Annotated in this window: 15 protein-coding genes and 1 pseudogene; 10 read left to right on the forward strand and 6 right to left on the reverse strand. The window is 70.0% G+C overall.

What is annotated here, in order from left to right; genetic code table 11:
* Positions 1–7: 7 nt before the first annotated feature.
* Positions 8–574, reverse strand: coding sequence for a hypothetical protein (locus BTZ20_RS27345; protein WP_077042170.1), 567 nt, complete (start codon positions 572–574; stop codon positions 8–10).
* A 188-nt stretch (positions 575–762) separates the two neighbouring features.
* Here BTZ20_RS27345 and BTZ20_RS16935 point away from each other — a divergent pair, with 188 nt between their 5' ends.
* Positions 763–1,566 carry a TetR/AcrR family transcriptional regulator gene (locus BTZ20_RS16935; RefSeq protein ID WP_077042171.1) on the forward strand — a complete coding sequence of 268 codons (804 nt, stop codon included), beginning with the start codon at positions 763–765 and terminating at the stop codon, positions 1,564–1,566.
* Here BTZ20_RS16935 and BTZ20_RS16940 read toward each other — a convergent pair.
* Complete coding sequence (locus BTZ20_RS16940) at positions 1,548–2,531, reverse strand: endonuclease/exonuclease/phosphatase family protein (protein ID WP_077042172.1); 984 nt, start codon at positions 2,529–2,531, stop codon at positions 1,548–1,550. The two genes, BTZ20_RS16935 and BTZ20_RS16940, sit on opposite strands and share 19 nt — an antisense overlap.
* Positions 2,532–2,609: 78 nt before the next feature.
* Complete coding sequence (locus tag BTZ20_RS16945; RefSeq protein WP_223263374.1) at positions 2,610–3,851, reverse strand: PucR family transcriptional regulator; 1,242 nt, start codon at positions 3,849–3,851, stop codon at positions 2,610–2,612.
* Positions 3,852–4,089: 238 nt separating this feature from the next.
* Here BTZ20_RS16945 and BTZ20_RS16950 point away from each other — a divergent pair, with 238 nt between their 5' ends.
* Both BTZ20_RS16950 and BTZ20_RS16955 read left to right on the forward strand, forming a co-directional pair.
* Positions 4,090–4,944 carry an alpha/beta fold hydrolase gene (locus BTZ20_RS16950; protein ID WP_077042173.1) on the forward strand — a complete coding sequence of 285 codons (855 nt, stop codon included), beginning with the start codon at positions 4,090–4,092 and terminating at the stop codon, positions 4,942–4,944.
* Positions 4,941–5,522: a DUF4203 domain-containing protein gene (locus BTZ20_RS16955; protein ID WP_077042174.1), complete on the forward strand. Its 582-nt coding sequence runs from the start codon at positions 4,941–4,943 to the stop codon at positions 5,520–5,522. Before BTZ20_RS16950 ends, BTZ20_RS16955 begins: the two co-directional genes overlap by 4 nt.
* Here BTZ20_RS16955 and BTZ20_RS16960 read toward each other — a convergent pair.
* The gene (locus BTZ20_RS16960) at positions 5,495–6,829 is read right to left on the reverse strand and encodes an MFS transporter (RefSeq protein ID WP_077042175.1); all 1,335 of its coding nucleotides are present in this window, start codon (positions 6,827–6,829) and stop codon (positions 5,495–5,497) included. The two genes, BTZ20_RS16955 and BTZ20_RS16960, sit on opposite strands and share 28 nt — an antisense overlap.
* 10 nt (positions 6,830–6,839) lie before the next feature.
* The gene (locus BTZ20_RS16965) at positions 6,840–8,048 is read right to left on the reverse strand and encodes an amidohydrolase family protein (protein ID WP_077043780.1); all 1,209 of its coding nucleotides are present in this window, start codon (positions 8,046–8,048) and stop codon (positions 6,840–6,842) included.
* A 62-nt stretch (positions 8,049–8,110) separates the two neighbouring features.
* Here BTZ20_RS16965 and BTZ20_RS28240 point away from each other — a divergent pair, with 62 nt between their 5' ends.
* The 6 genes and pseudogenes from BTZ20_RS28240 (at position 8,111) to cmrA (ending at position 13,948) form a co-directional block, all read left to right on the forward strand.
* Positions 8,111–8,800, forward strand: a complete 690-nt coding sequence (locus tag BTZ20_RS28240; protein ID WP_223263375.1) for a hypothetical protein — start codon at positions 8,111–8,113, stop codon at positions 8,798–8,800.
* Positions 8,725–9,483, forward strand: coding sequence for a glutamine synthetase (locus BTZ20_RS28245; RefSeq protein WP_223263816.1), 759 nt, complete (start codon positions 8,725–8,727; stop codon positions 9,481–9,483). The genes BTZ20_RS28240 and BTZ20_RS28245 overlap by 76 nt, the downstream gene beginning before the upstream one ends.
* A gap of 141 nt (positions 9,484–9,624) precedes the next feature.
* Positions 9,625–10,305, forward strand: a complete 681-nt coding sequence (locus tag BTZ20_RS16975) for an SMI1/KNR4 family protein (RefSeq protein WP_145982326.1) — start codon at positions 9,625–9,627, stop codon at positions 10,303–10,305.
* 178 nt (positions 10,306–10,483) lie between these two features.
* Complete coding sequence (locus BTZ20_RS16980) at positions 10,484–11,011, forward strand: PadR family transcriptional regulator (RefSeq protein WP_077042177.1); 528 nt, start codon at positions 10,484–10,486, stop codon at positions 11,009–11,011.
* An 87-nt stretch (positions 11,012–11,098) separates the two neighbouring features.
* Positions 11,099–13,128: pseudogene (locus BTZ20_RS16985) on the forward strand (FAD-dependent oxidoreductase).
* Positions 13,129–13,144: 16 nt separating this feature from the next.
* Entirely contained in the window at positions 13,145–13,948 is an 804-nt protein-coding gene (cmrA, locus tag BTZ20_RS16990) for a mycolate reductase (protein ID WP_077042178.1), read from the forward strand.
* 287 nt (positions 13,949–14,235) lie between these two features.
* Here cmrA and BTZ20_RS28250 read toward each other — a convergent pair whose 3' ends face one another.
* Positions 14,236–14,463: an RGCVC family protein gene (locus BTZ20_RS28250; protein ID WP_223263376.1), complete on the reverse strand. Its 228-nt coding sequence runs from the start codon at positions 14,461–14,463 to the stop codon at positions 14,236–14,238.
* Positions 14,464–14,704: 241 nt separating this feature from the next.
* On the opposite strand from BTZ20_RS28250, the gene BTZ20_RS17000 reads away from it, so the two are divergent.
* Positions 14,705–15,727: a beta-ketoacyl-ACP synthase III gene (locus BTZ20_RS17000; protein WP_077042179.1), complete on the forward strand. Its 1,023-nt coding sequence runs from the start codon at positions 14,705–14,707 to the stop codon at positions 15,725–15,727.
* Positions 15,728–15,770 lie beyond the last annotated feature (43 nt).

Here is a 15,770-nt window from a genome sequence, read left to right on the forward strand (position 1 = left end):
ATCGCGGCTAGCGATGATCCCGGACGATCGGTCCGGACTGGTCGCGATGGTCGCGGACGATCGGTCCGGATCCATCGGAAGGCCCGACGATCACGCCACCGGGCGGGTTCGGGTCGACCCCGTCTCCCCGATGATCGCGAACGACGGGATCGGAAACCGGGCCAACGGGTCCCGGCTCGACCGGGTCCACCACCGGACCGGGATCCACCGGACCGGCGGGCGGCGGGACCACCGGATCGGCCACGGGTCCGCCGGGCTTCGGACCAGCCGGGCCGCCCGGGTTCTGACCCACCGGTCCGACCGGGTTCGGACCCACGGGCCCGACCAGACCCGGAACCGTCGCCGCGTCGACCGGTGCCACGACGGCCCCCTGTCCCACACCGCCACCCGTGGCGCGGCTCGTGCCCGAGCCCGGTACGACCGCGCCCCCCGGCCCGACCGGGGCGTCCACGCTCGTGGCCGTTCCCGGATCGGTGTGCGATGCGATCGACACGGCACCGACCCCGGCGAGGGCGATGGCGGCGACCGCCGCGGCCGAGGCGATGATGGTGCGGGTCATGGTGGTCTGGCGCATGGGATGTCGCTCCGTTCGGGTGGGTGTCGGTTTCGAATTCAAGAGTCGCCCGCCGCGCCGTTTCCCGAAACACACCCAAGGGTGAGCAATCCGCTCCCCCTGCTACCCCGTTCGGGCCCGCCACACACCCAGGCCTGGATGCCGAGCGCGACCGCACCGAACACTGAGCCGGCGGGGAAACGAGGAGAATGTCCGGTGTGACGTCAAAAAAGGAGGGGCCCTCCGATCCCGCCCGCACCCTCGGACTGCTGTGGGGGCTGCGTGGGAGGGCCGGGCGCAAGGGCCTGACCGTCGAGGCGATCGTGGCCGCGGGCATCGAACTCGCGGACGCCGAGGGCCTGGACGGGGTCTCGATGAGGCGCGTCGCCGACCGGCTCGGTTCCGGTGCCATGTCGCTGTATACGCACGTACCGAGCAAGGACGACCTGGTCGACCTGATGCACGACAGCGTGCTCGGCGGCCTCTACGCGGATCTCGACGAACCCGCCCTTGCACCGGGCGGATGGCGCGGCGGCCTCGCGTTCATCGCCGCCCGAAACTGGGATCTCTACCAGCACCACCCCTGGATGCTCCAGCTCGTCGGGATGCGTCCCGTCCTCGGCCCGAACACCGTCCGCAAATACGAGGCCGAACTGAGACCGCTGGACGGAATCGGCCTCTCCGACATCGAGATGGACTCGGTCCTGACGCTGGTGTTGACCCATGTGGTCGGGACCGCCCGCCTGCTCGTCAGCGTCGGCGCGACCGCGGAGAAATCCGGGCTGACCGACGCGCAGTGGTGGGACCTCGTCTCGCCGACCCTCGAACGACTGATGGACCCCGCCGAGTTCCCGGTGTCCGGGCGGGTGGGCGAGGCGGCCGGGACCGAGTTCGAGTCCACCGGAGATCCGGTTCACGCGCTCCGATTCGGGCTCGACCGCATCCTCGACGGCGTCGCGGTCCTGATCAGCGAACGGACGCCGTCGGTCCCGGGTCAGTCGGAACCGGAGTAGTCGTCGGGGGCGTTCAGGTCGATCTCCGCGACCACGCCGCGGTGATCCGAACCCGGCAGGTCCACCGCCTCCGCGTTCACCGCAACCGCCCCGGAGACCAGGATGTGGTCGATCCCCAGCACCGGGGGCCACCAGCGGTCAGCCGGATAGGTGCGCAGCACACCGACACCGGACTGCTCCGCCGCGTCGCTGTACCCGTCGCCGATCAGGGCCCGGAACTGCGCGTGATCGTAGGTCGCGTTGAGATCGGCGCCCATGATCACCGGCTCGCCGCGCCCGCGGAGACCCTGCAGGATGTCGCGCACCTGGCCCATCTCCCGGGACCACGTCGTCGTCTGCGGGCGGGGCCAGGGTGGCAGCGGGTGGGCCGCGACCACCATGAAGGGCCGCTGCTCCGGTTTGTGCACCCGCGCGGAGACCATGTTCAGCACGAAACCCATGTGCTCGGTCTCCTCGCTGATCGGGTGTCGGCTCCAGATCCCGGTCCCACCGCCGCCCCACTCCATCGGTCGCAGGTACCGGTACGGCAGCTCGGCGTCCAGACCGGCGGCACCGAGCTGCGGGATCGCGCCGTCGGTCAGCTCATTGACCGTCAACACATCGACGCCCCGCGAACGGACCTGCGCGACAAGGGCTTCCGGATTGCCCTGCCCGAAGAGGATGTTCGCCTGCATCACCGTCAGCTCCGGGTCACCGTCGGAGGCACGGTCGCCCAGGTACAGCGGCAGCTGCGTCCACGCCGCGGCCGCCACCACCACCGCCGCGACCGCAGCCCCGACCCAGTGGCGCGTACAGGCCAGCGCCGCAAGGCCGACCACGCCGCACGCCATCAGGAACGGCGCGAACGACGCGAGCACGACGAGCACCGTGGCCGTCGAGTCCAGGTAGTGGGCGAGGACACCCACCGCGCCCGCCAGCACCGCCGCCCACCCGAGGGCCGTCACCGTCCATCGAACCCACCGCATCGAATCCCCCTCGTGCTCACGGTTCCGGATCGCCGCGAGCCCTCCACTATGCCCGAGACGGTCCGCGGGGCCCTCCGCTCAGCCGATCGCCCTGCGTGCCGCCAGCGCCGCCCCCACGTGCGGGAGGTCTGCGGGGTCCGCCGGGTTCAAACCCGTCAGCTCCGCGACGCGCCGCATGCGGTAGTCGACGGTATTGGCGTGTACCTGCAGCGCGGACGCCGTCGCGCGGCGGTTCAGTCCGCTCGCCACATAGGCCTCGAGAGTCTGCATCAGCTCCGGCCTCGCGACCAGCGGCTCGAGCAGGCCTGCGAGTTCGGGGTGTGCGGGGCTCGGCCTGCTCAGCTGATACTCGAGCAGCACGTCTCGCAGCCGGTACAGCCCGGGCGGGCGGCCCGATCGCGAGATGAGCGCGATGATCTCGGCCGTCTGCTCCACCGCCGCGGGCACCTCGGCCGGAACCGCGACCAGCGCCGCCGCCCGGATCTCGGTGCCCACCACCGCCTGCGCGCGATCGATCATTCGTTTCAGCGCCTCCCATTCCGGCGGATTCCCCGGGCACGGGATCAGGGCCGTCCCACCGGTGCTGTCGATGACGGTGAGCGCAGGCTCCCCGGTGATCCGGTCCAGCTCGGCCTGCAACCTGCGCAGCTTTCGTCTGCCCGCCACCGTCCCGCTGACGCCGTCGCCACGCTCGTCGACATGCTCCCCGATCGACAGGCTCATCGCGAGATAGTGCGGGGCGAGGCGGAGCCCTGTTCGCTGCGCGATGGCGTCCAGGGGCTCCCCCGCGACCAGCGCGGCCATCAGCGAGCGGCGACCGGAGTTCTCCTGACTGTCCATGATCTGGCGCTCCTCGAGGTACGACGAACTCACCTCGAGGGTCAGCTGGCGCAGGAAATCGAGCACCATCACCGTGATCGTCTGAACGTCGCCGATGTCGCCGGGTTCGGCGTCGGCGAACAGTTCCTCGGCCGCCATCCCGATGCCGACGTGGTACGCGTGCAGCACGGCATCGAGTGGGACGCCCTCCTCCGCGCGTCGGGCCGAGGAGTTCCGCTGTTCGACGAACTCGGCCTTGCGCCCGGGCCGACGCTCACGGATGAGCGTCGCGAACAGTTCCATGTTGTGGTGCACGATGTCCGCGATCTCGCCCTGCACCACCTCGTGCGGCAGCTGCTTGTAGATCGGCAGGTCGTCGACGAGGCGCTCGATCACCGCGGCGGTCAGGTCGGTCGCTGCGGCGTCCAGCCAGTTCGCCACCGACCGTCCTGCGATTCGCAGGGGCTCGTCATCGCGGACCCCACCATTGGCAATCGTCACAGTTCACTCCCGAAAACCCCTCGAGTACCACGCCGCGTCACCTGGTATCAAAAGATACTTAGCATGCTTCCGGAACCGGACGAACCGGATCGGCCGATGCGCTCACCTCATCGTCACAAACCCCGGGCACACGGCCGAAAGTGTGCACGGTCGGGGCCGCCACGAATGTCGCCCTTTTCGAGGCCCGAGCGGTAATCTCAGCCATACCGGGCATGCAACGACGAGCGTTGAGGGACAAATGGATTCCGTGGACGATCGCAGGCACACCGCAGTGACCGCCGGCGGGCTCACCTTCGACGTCGAGGACTCCGGTCCCGCCGACGGACCCCCGGTCGTGCTGCTGCACGGCTTCCCGGAGACCTCGGCATGCTGGCGCCCGCTGACCCCGCTGCTGACCGCGGCCGGCCACCGGGTGATCGCGCCGTCGCAGCGCGGCTACTCCCCCGGCGCGCGACCGGTCGGGGTCGAGCACTATTCGATCGAACTGCTCGGCGCCGATGTGGTGGCCCTGATGGACGCGACCGGTATCGCGTCGGCACACCTGGTCGGGCACGACTGGGGTGCGGTGGTCGCCTGGTGGCTCGCCGCACACCACCCCGAACGCGTCGCGAGCCTGACCGCGGTGTCCGTTCCGCACCCGTCCGCGTTCGGCTGGGCGCTGCGCGAGGATGCGGACCAGCAGAAGCGGTCGCGCTACATCGGTGTCTTCCGGAATGGCCAGGTGGCGGAGAAGTTGCTGCTCGACGACGACGCCAAGCGCCTGCGCGCGGCGTACGGGGACCTCGACCCCGATCAGGTCGCCGAGCACGTGCGGGCCCTCACCGAGCCGGGCGCGCTCACGGCCGCACTGTCCTGGTACCGCGCCATGCGAGCCGACTTCGGCGGCATTCCATCGGTCCGGGTGCCCACCACCTACGTCTGGGGCTCCGCCGACGAGGCACTCGGCCGCGCCGGCGCGGAGCGCTGCGGCGAATTCGTGGACGCGCCTTACCGTTTCGTCGAGCTCGACGGCGTCAGCCACTGGATTCCGGAACAAGCACCCGACGCGCTGGCCGAAGCGGTCCTCGCGCGAATCGAAGGGAACGAAGAATGAGTGGTATCGCGGTACTCCTGGTCGGTGTCGTCCTCTGCTTCTGGGGCATCGGCTCGTTGCACGTCGCGGTGCTCGCCGCCGGCTTCGGGCTCGGCTGGCTGATCGCGGACCTGTTCAACGCCTCGCTGACGACGCTGATCCTGTTCGCGCTCATCGGCGCAGTCGCATCGTGGGTGGTCACCACGCTGATCTTCAAGTTCTCCGCCTACTTCATCGGCGGCCTGACCGGCGCGATGGCGGGCGCGAAGATCGCGGACGTACTCCAACCCGGGGACAACAACTGGGCGCTCAGCGGGATCGTGATCCTCGCGGTCGCGGTGGCGTCCGCGTTCCTCGCCGACAAGTACCGGGCCAGGGCGCTGCTGTGGCTCACCTCGATCGGCGGCGCGAGCATGATCCTGGCCGGCCTGGGACGCACCAGCGACACGCTCGCCTTCCTGCACGAACCGGAGGCCGGGTGGGAGCAGGTCACCTCGACCCTGCTCTGGATCGCGCTCGCCGCGGCCGGTTGGATCGTGCAGCGGCGACTGTTCGCCGACAAGCTCAAGATTCAGACCGACGAGCGCTCGCGGCGGTAGTCGCGCTCGGGCGCCCGCACCGGCAGCACGGCCGCCAGCCCGAGCGCCAGCACCACGAGCAGGCCGACGATGCCGGCCCGATCGCTGGCGAAGAGCCACGCGAACACCCCGAACAGGGTCGGCGCCAGGAACGAGACCGCCCGGCCCGTGGTCGCGTACAGGCCGAACATCTGCCCCTCCCGGCCGGTCGGGGTGATCCGCACGAGGAAGGTCCGCGACGCCGACTGCGCGGGGCCGACGAAGACGCACAGCAGCAGCCCGAACACCCAGAACGCCACCGGACCCGAGACCACCAGCAGGATCCCGCCGGCCACCAGCATCGCGGCGAGAGACGCGACGATGACCGTCTTCGGCCCGAGGGTGTCGTCGAACCGCCCGGCCGCCAGTGCCGCGACCCCGGAGACCACGTTCGCGGCCACGCCGAAGAGCAGCACGTCGGAGGCCGCGATGCCGTAGACGTTGACCGCGAGGACCGCGCCGAAGGTGAACACCCCGGCCAGGCCGTCACGGAAGAGCGCGCTGGCGAACAGGAACCCGACGGTGCGGCGATCCGCGGTCCACAGCTCCTTGAGGTCGCGCCACAGCACACCGTAAGAGGCGAAGAACCCCGCCTGGGCCGCTCCAGGATCGGCCTCCGTGCGGGGCAGCTCCGGCACGGCGACCAACACGGGGATCGCGAACGCCGCGAACCACAGTGCCGCCACCAGCGCCACCATCCGGATGTTGAATCCCCCGTCGGTGCTCAGGCCCAGCAGTCCGCGGGTGTCGCCGTCGCCGACGATGAACCCGAAGTAGCAGACCAGCAGCAACACGATGCCGCCGAAATAGCCCATCGCCCAGCCGAACCCGGACACCCTGCCCACGTTGGCCGGGGTGGACACCTGGCGAAGCATCGCGCTGTAGGGCACCTCGGCGAGCGTGAACAGGACCGACCCGATGCCGAGCAGGGCCAGCCCGGCCCACAGGTATTGGTACCGGTCCTCGATCAGGAACATCGCCGCCATCACGACCACCACCGCCGCCGTGAGGAACGCGAGCGAGCGCCGTCGGTGCCCGGTCGCGTCCGAGCGCTGCCCGGTGACCGGCGCCAGGACCGCGATCAGCAGGCCGGAGGCACCGAGCGACCATCCGAGCCATGTGCTCGCCGAGATCGAGCCAGGCAGGTCGTCGCCGACCGCGTCCGTGAGGTACACGGAGAAGACAAACGTGACGATCACGGCGTTGAACGCGGCCGAGCCCCAGTCCCACAGCCCCCACGCGAAGACCTGCTTGCGGGTGACGCCGGTACCGATCGCCGCGGGGCCCATGACCGCGAGCCTAGGCGAGCGAACCGCGTCCGGCGCCCCCGTCGTCGAGACCGTATGCGCGGCGGGCGTTCTCCGCGGCGATCAGGTATGCGATCCGCTCGGCGTCCCGCTCGGACCAGGCATCGCCCTCGACTCCCGCCGACAGGAAGTCCGACAGCGCGCGGCGGAACAGCATGGCGCTGACGTGGAACAGCTCCGGCAGCCCGTAGCCGTCGGAGGAGAACAACACCGAACCGAAGGGGGCGAGTTCGAGCAGTTCGGCCACCACCTGGCCTGCCCGGCTCCCGACGTTCTGCACCGCGAGGCCGACATCGACGAAGACTTGGTCGAACACCTGCGCCAGGCAGCCCGCGTTCCGATGAAAGGGGTACGTGTGCAGCAGCATGATCGGCACCCCGCAACCGGCCGTTGCACGCAGCAGCGGCGCCAGCAGCAGCGGATCGCAGCGGCCGAGATCCGCATCGGCGTCGCCGAATCCGGTGTGGAACTGGATCGGCCGACCGAGATCGACGGCGGTCCAGATCAGGAACCGGATCAGCGTCTCGTCGGACAGCCGGATCGGCGCGCCCCGTTCGATCCCGGCCGCCCACCGCACGGCCGCGGCGGCCACCTGATTCGTGGGCGGACGATCAGGGGCCAGATCCAGACCGACCCGATACGCCGCGATCGACTTGAAGCCGATCGCGGTCGCCGCCTCGGCCGCAAGACGGTCCCGGCAGGTCTCGACGAAATCGCCCGGGCCATGGGTGGCGATCACCCGCTCCGCGACCGTTTCGAGCCGGACGATCTCCCGCGCCGAGGCCCCGGCACAGGCGGCCAGCTCGTCCGGCGAGGTCAGTCCGTCGGACCGAAAGCCCGTGTCCACGAGGAACTCGGAGATCCCGGCGCCCCGCAACAGCCGCCCGGCCACCTCGTCGGAGCCGAGCTCGGCGCGGCGCGCGAGGTAGTCGTCGGCTGGCGCGTGCGGTGGCAGGTCGAGTACGGGGCCACACAGGCGCCGGACCGCGAGGCCGACCTGGGTGTCGAACAGCGTCCCGTGCCAGCGACCGGGCGCATCGGCCTCACAGAGCAGCGATTCGAACCCGGCCCGGTCGAGTGGGCCCCGCACGATCCCGTGGCAGTGGTGGTCGACGAGCGCGATCTGCCCGACGAGCTCCTCCAGGCGCCGTTCGCCCGGTCTCGATGGCCGCGCCGACGTATCGTCTGAGGATCGTGCCATGACCGCCATTCTGCCGCTGAACGGCAATCGCCGCTGATCAGAGACCGCGCGAAGGAGCCGCAATGGACCGGGACGAGCGTGAGCGGCGGGCCGCGGAGGCCGGCCCGGTGGCGGCCCGGCTGGCCGATCAGGGCGTGGTCGGGGTGGCGCTCACGTGGGTCGACAACAGCGGGATCACCCGGACGAAGGCGGTCCCGGTCGATCGGCTGGCGAACGCCGCGTCCTGGGGCGTCGGCGCGTCGCCGGTGTTCGACGCGTTCGCGACCGACGATTCGATCATCGCGGGCCGCTGCGCGGGTGGGCCCGTGGGCGACCTGCGGCTGCTGCCGGACCTGAACCGCGCCGTCGCCCTCGCCGCGCAGCCCGGCTGGGCGTGGGCGCCCGCCGACCGCTACACGCAGGACGGCACGCCGCACCCGCAGGACGCCAGGGACGTCACCCGTCGCGCGGTCGCGGCACTGGCCGACGCCGGCCTGACCGCGAAGTCCGCGATCGAGGTGGAGTGGACCCTCGGGCTCGACGAGGACGACTTCGTGCCCGCCACCCGCGGGCCCGCGTATGGGTTCACTCGGCTCGTCGAACACTCGGACTACCTGGCGGACCTGCTCACCGCGCTGCGCGAACAGGGCGTCGCGGTGGAGCAGATCCACCCGAGTACGCGGCCGGCCAGTACGAACTGTCCGTCGCCGCCGAGGATCCGCTCGGCGCCGCCGACACCTTCGTGTTGGTACGCGAGACGATCCGGGCACTGAGCGCCGACCGAGGCCTGCGCGCCTCCTTCTCCCCGAAGGTGGTGGCCGACGGCGTCGGGAACGGCGGCCACGTGCACCTGTCCATCTGGCGCGGCGGGGTGAACCTGCACGACGGCGGCGACGGGCCCTGCGGCATGACGGACGCCGCGGAGTCCTTCGCGGCCGGCATCCTGCACAGGCTGCCCGCCCTGCTCGCCGTCGGCGCACCCTCGGTCGCGAGCTACCTGCGACTCGTTCCCGGCCACTGGGCGGCTCCGTTCCAGGCGTGCGGCCACGAGAACCGCGAGACCGCGCTGCGCCTGATCACGGGCAGCCGCGGCGAGGAGGGCCGCGCGGCCAACCTGGAGGTCAAGGTCCTCGATCAGTCGGCCAACCCGTACCTGTGCCTCGCCGCGCTGATCTTCGCCGGCCTGGCCGGGCTCGCCAGGCCGTCCCGCCTGCCCGCGCTGGTGGACGTCGACCCCGCCTGGCTGAGCGAGGACGAGAGGGCCCGGCGTGGGATCCCCGAGCTGCCCGGCACGCTCGCCGAGGCCACCGATGCGTTCGAGGCCGACGCTGTGCTGGGCGCGGCGTTCGGGCCGGAGCTCGCCGCCACCGTCATCGACCTCCGACGCGCCGAGGTCGCACGTTTCGCCGACTCGAGCCCTCAGGAGATCGTGGCCGCGCTCCGCTGGGTCTTCTGACCATCGTGTGTCGAGTTGCAGCGAAGATTGACAGGACGCGCCTGCACACCTTGACCGAGGTCGGGCGTGTCGGACGCGCCTGTCTATGTAGGTGTGTCACCGCACCCAGAGACATGTCGTCGCATCCATCAGGATGTGAGCATGAAACGCGCGCAAACGTACGCGGACCGGATCGCCGAGATCCTGACCGGCCTCGACCGACTGCGAGAAACCGATCTGAAGACCACTGTCGTCTCGCTCGGCGACCGGGAGGTCATCGGCTACAGATGCCGCATCCACGGGGCAGCCGTGCATCGCTACGAGCACGCTGCTCCTGCGGACCCGGACGTCCTCTCGGCATTCGAGAATCGGCTCGGCGCCGGCCTTCCGGCCGACTACTTCGAGTGGATCACCCGGGTGGGCGACGGCGGAGCCGGACCGATGCTCGGACTGCTCCCGCTGGCGCAGGAGGCCGAGGATGTCGCGATCGACTACGCCGCGGACTTCCCCTTCACCGCCGAGCGACCCTGCCCGCCCGCCGCCGAGGACTCCGAGTTCCAGTGGTCGGCGAACATCGGCCGGATCCACCGAGGAGCGACATTCCTCGCGGACGAGGGATGCGGCATGTACAACCTCCTGATCCTGCGCGGCCCGGCCGCGGGGCAGGTGTGGTGGCACAGCTACGAGCACGCCGCCGCGCTGCCGGCGCTGCACCCGGACACCCGCGAGCCGCTGACGTTCCTCGACTGGTACGAACTCTGGCTCGCCCGCGCCCTCGATCCGGACGTTGACCAGGTGGGGAGCTTTGCTGAGTTCACCGATCACGGTGCGAACCACGCCTGAGGTGTCACGTTCCCCCTGCAGCGCGGTTGCGACGACGATCGCCGGGTGTCCTTCGTGCTGGTCCATGGGCGCCGAGCGGAGCGCAGCGTAGGACGTGGCCCGGAGTTCGCCGAGAGGAAGACTTCACTAGCTATGAACTCAGTTGCATAGTCTCCTCGTTGCATAGATACTCGACCCCGTGGCACTCGAACATGCGCTGTTGGTCTCGCTCTCCGAACACTCCGGGTCGGGATACGAGCTCGCGCGTCGATTCGACAAGTCCATCGGCTACTTCTGGAACGCCAGCCACCAGCAGATCTACCGCGTGCTCAAGCGGATGGACGAGGCCGGATGGGTGGACGGCGAGACCGTCGGCCAGGACGGCCGCCCGGACAAGAGGGTCTACCGCGTCAGCGATGCCGGCCGCGCCGAGCTGCGACGGTGGATCGCGGAACCGACCGAGGCCGGGAACCTGCGCAACGAGCTGGCGGTGAAGATCCGCGCCGCATCCTTCGGCGACCTCGATGACGTTCGCGCCGAGGTCGGCAGGCACCGCGACGACCACGCCAGGCGACTCGAGGTCTACCGACTGATCGAGAAGCGAGACTTCCCCGCACCCGACCGACTGTCCGGCACCGACCTGCACCAGTACCTGGTCCTGCGCGGCGGCATCCGCGTCGAGGAGGGCTTCACCGCCTGGTGCCAGGAGGTGCTCGATGCGCTGTGAACCCTTGTCGCTCCGCGGGCTCCGCTCCTGCACCCCTGACCCCGACCCCACCACTCCAGCCCGAGTCCGACCCGAAAGGCCGCCCACGTGAGCAACCCGTACCCGAACCTGTTGTCCCCGTTGGATCTGGGCTTCACCACGCTCCGCAATCGCGTGGTGATGGGCTCGATGCACACCGGGCTCGAGGACCGCACTCGCGACATCCCGAAGCTCGCCGCGTATTTCGCCGAGCGGGCCCGCGGCGGCGTCGGCCTCATCATCACCGGCGGCTACGCGCCGAACCGCACCGGCTGGCTACTGCCCCTCGGGCCAAGCTCACCACCCGCAAGGCCGCGACGCTGCACCGCGAGGTCACCGACGCCGTGCACGCCGAGGGCGGCAAGATCGCCCTGCAGATCCTGCATGCCGGCCGGTACTCCTACCAGCCGTTGAGCGTGTCGGCCTCCTCGATCAAGGCCCCCATCAACCCCTTCCGGCCCCGGGCGCTGACCGGCCGCGGCGTCGAGAGCACCATCGGCGACTACGTGCGCTGCGCGGAGCTCGCGCAGTCCGCAGGCTACGACGGCGTCGAGATCATGGGCGGCGAGGGGTACTTCATCAACCAGTTCCTCGCGGCCCGCACCAACAAGCGCAAGGACAAGTGGGGCGGCAGCGCCGAGAACCGGCGCCGCTTGGCGGTCGAGATCGTGCGGCGCACCCGCGCGGCGGTGGGGCCGAACTTCATCATCGTCTTCCGGCTGTCCATGGCCGACCTCGTCGAGAAGGGCCAGACCTGGGACGAGATCTCAGCCCTGGCAACCGAACTCGAGGATGCCGGCACCACCATCATCAACACCGACATCGGCTGGCACGAATCTCGGGTGCCCACCATCGTCACCTCCGTGCCGCGGGCGGCCTTCGTCGAGTTCACCGCCAAGGTCGCCGCGGCCGTGTCGATCCCGGTCTGCGCGTCGAACCGGATCAACATGCCGGAGGTCGCCGAGGAGATCCTCACCCGCGGCGACGCCGAGCTGATCTCGATGGCCCGGCCGATGCTCGCCGACCCCGACTGGGTCCGCAAGGCCGAGACCGATCGCAGCGACGAGATCAACACCTGCATCGCCTGCAACCAGGCCTGTCTCGATCACGCTTTCGTCCGCAAGAACGTGTCCTGCCTGCTCAACCCTCGCGCCGGCCGCGAGACCGAGCTGGTGCTGGCACCGACCAGGCGGGCGAAGAGCGTGGCCGTCGTCGGCGCCGGACCCGCCGGTCTGTCCGCGGCCCTCGGCCTCGCCCAGCGTGGCCACAGTGTCGACCTCTTCGAGGCGGGCGCCGAGATCGGCGGCCAGTTCGGCATCGCCCGGCGGATCCCCGGCAAGGAGGAATTCGCCGAGACGATCCGCTATTACACCCGACAGCTGGAACTGAACGGCGTGAAGGTGCACCTGGGCACCAGGGTCGATGCCGGCCGGCTCGCCGAGGGCGGGTACGACGAGGTGGTCCTCGCCACCGGGGTGACCCCGCGGATTCCGAGCATCCCCGGCATCGACCACGCCAGCGTGCTCTCGTATGCCGAGCTCGTCCGCGACGGCAGGCCCGTTGGCGACCGCGTCGCGGTGATCGGCGCCGGCGGCATCGGCGTCGACGTCTCCGAGTACCTCACCCACGCCAGCTCCCCCACCCTCGACCTGGACGAGTGGAAGCGGGAGTGGGGCGTCACCGAGTCCGACACCGCGCCCGGCTCGCTCACCGCGCCCGCGACCGAGCCGTCTCCACGGGAGGTGTACCTGCTCCAGCGCAAGCCCGGCCAGATCGGCGCGCGACTCGGCAAGACCTCCGGCTGGGTACACCGGGCCGCCCTGAAGAAGAAGGGCGTGCACCAGCTCTCGGGTGTGAACTACGAGCGGATCGACGACGAGGGGCTGCACATCACCTTCGGCGAGAAGCGCGAGCGCCCGCAGGTCCTCGCCGTCGACAACGTGGTGATCTGCGCGGGCCAGGAATCGGTGCGTGAGCTCGAAGGCGACCTGGCCACGGCAGGGGTGACGACGCACGTGATCGGCGGGGCGGACGTCGCGGCCGAACTGGACGCCAAGCGGGCCATCGAGCAGGGCACCCGCCTCGCGGCGGCGATCTGACCGCTAGCCTGAGCCCGTGAGCCTGCCTACCCCCACCCCTGATTCCCGCGCGGTCGTGACCGGCGCCTCCTCCGGCATCGGCGAGGCGCTGGCCACCGACCTTGCCGCGCGCGGATACTCGCTGATCCTGGTGGCCCGTCGCGGCGACCTGCTCGACGCGCTTGCGGCGAAGCTGACCGCGGCGCACGGCGTCGAGGTCGAGGTCCGCGCGGTCGACCTGTCCGATCGAGACCAGCGCGGCACCCTGGTCGACGAGCTCGCCGAGCGCCAGATCAGCATTCTGTGCAACAACGCCGGGATCGCCACGTTCGGGCCGGTGTCCGAGCTGGACCCCGCCTACGAGCGGGCCCAGGTCGAGCTCAATGCCGTTGCCGTGCACGACCTCACGCTTGCCGTGCTGCCCGGAATGGTCGCGCGGGACTCCGGCGGCATCCTCATGGTCGGATCGGCGGCCGGCAACATGCCGATCCCGAACAACGCCACCTACGCGGCAACCAAGGCGTTCGTGAACACCTTCTCCGAGTCGCTGCGCGGCGAGCTCACCGGTACCGGCGTACACGTCACCCTGCTGGCCCCCGGCCCGGTGCGCACGGAGATCCCGGACCCGGCGGAGGCCTCGATCGTCGACAAGCTGGTTCCCGATTTCTTCTGGATCTCCAGCGAGTACACCGCCAAGTTGTCGCTGGACTCCCTCGCGAAGAACAAGATGCGCGTGGTGCCGGGCATCCTGAGCAAGGGCATGTCGGTGGCGGGCCAGTACAGCCCGCGCGCGGTGGTCGCGCCGATCGTCGGCACGTTCTACAAGAAGCTGGGGGGCTAGCGCGCCCACCACGGCCAGCTCTCCTTCGATCCTGCGTCGAGAACCCGGGAAACTGATCTCTTCCACAAGATAGTTCGGCTAAGTTCACGACTACGCCGGACGACCGGCGACAAAGAAAGTCGGAGGACACCATGGAATTTGTTGGCTCTGTCGCCGGTATTGCGCAGATGGTCATCGGCACCATCCTCGCCAACACCGGATCGGGGGTTCCGGCTCCGGCTGGTGAACCAACACCCGGGTTCGGCTCGCGGGCGCGAGCCGAACCCGGGTGTCACACCATCCCTCGTTCAGTACCGGGTGTAGTGATGCCCGATCACCTGCTCACCGGCGCAGATGCACTTGCGTTCGAGGTGTCGGTCCGAGGTCGCGGCGCAGAACCGAGTACCGAGCGCATCGTGAGAATCGAGGCTGTGCGGGCACACCGGACAGGACGGCGAGGATTCGAAGGCCTGATCAGGGCTGGGTGACGCAGAGTCTGTTTGAGGATTCGACACATCGGTCGGGTTCGACGCCATGGCGGCGCTCCAGTTCTCGGCCCTTCGCCTGCGGACCGGTTGGGCGCCGAGGACGACATGGCTTGACCGCGCATATTCGAATTGCCCTCGACATCCACGACGCTACTCTTCCCCGACTGACCCGTCGGGACCCTCTCGACACCTAGGGGGCGATCGGTGCCCCTAGGGTGCCTATCGTCCGGCCCGGCCAGGACCCACTCTGAAGCGGCAAGACAACATCCGCCGTATCAGGAGATGAACGATGGCCGCCCCGATCACCGCCACCACCGGCTCACCGCACAGCGCCATCGTCGGGCTCGGGGTGTACCGCCCGGCCCGCATCGTCGACAACGCCGAGATCTGTCAGAGCATCGACTCGAGCGACGAGTGGATCCAGACCCGCTCCGGGATCAAGACCCGTCGGTTCGCCGGGCCGGAGGAGTCGATCCTCGAGATGTCCGTCGCGGCGGGACACCGCGCCCTTGCATCGTCCGGGGTTGCGCCCGAGCGGATCGGCTGTGTGATCGTCGCGACGTCGACCTACCTCTACCAGTCGCCTGCCGTCGCCCCGCAGATCGCGCACCGGCTCGGCGTCTACGGGGCCGCATTCGATGTCTCAGCCGGGTGCGCCGGCTTCTGTCATTCCCTTGCGGTCGCCTCCGACATGGTCCGCGGCGGCAGCGCGGAACACGTCCTGGTCATCGGCGTCGAGCGGATGAGCGAGTGCCTCGACATGACCGACCGGACGACCGCGTTCATCTTCTCCGACGGTGCCGGGGCCGTGGTGGTGGGACCGTCGCAGACTCCGGGGATCGGGCCGGTCGAGTGGGGCTCGGACGGATCGCAGTCGAATGTGATCCGCCAGGCCCCGTCCTGGGATGCATACCGCGACAATCCCACCGGGCCGCGGCCGACCGTCAAGCTGGACGGGATGGCCGTGTTCCGTTGGGCGGCATTCGAGATGGAGAAGGTCGCCAGGGCCGCGCTGGACCGGGCGGGCGTCGCGCCCGAGCAGTTGGACGCCTTCGTCCCGCACCAGGCGAACCTCCGGATCACCGACATCATCGCCAAGCGACTGGGACTCTCGCCCGATGCCGCGGTCGCGCGCGACATCGTCGACGCAGGCAACACGTCGGCGGCGTCGGTCCCCCTGGCGATGGACACGCTGCTCCGGTCCGGCGAGGCTCCCGCGGGTGGCACGGCGCTGCTGATCGCGTTCGGGGCGGGGCTGTCCTACGCCGCACAGGTGGTCACGCTGCCCGCGAACGCCGATTCGTCAGCATGACGTCAAGCCGTGACGGCTCGGCGTCAAGGTCGTGTCAGGGGCC

It is taken from the genome of Rhodococcus sp. MTM3W5.2 (assembly GCF_001984015.1).
Taxonomy (GTDB): Bacteria; Actinomycetota; Actinomycetes; order Mycobacteriales; family Mycobacteriaceae; genus Rhodococcus_G; species Rhodococcus_G oryzae.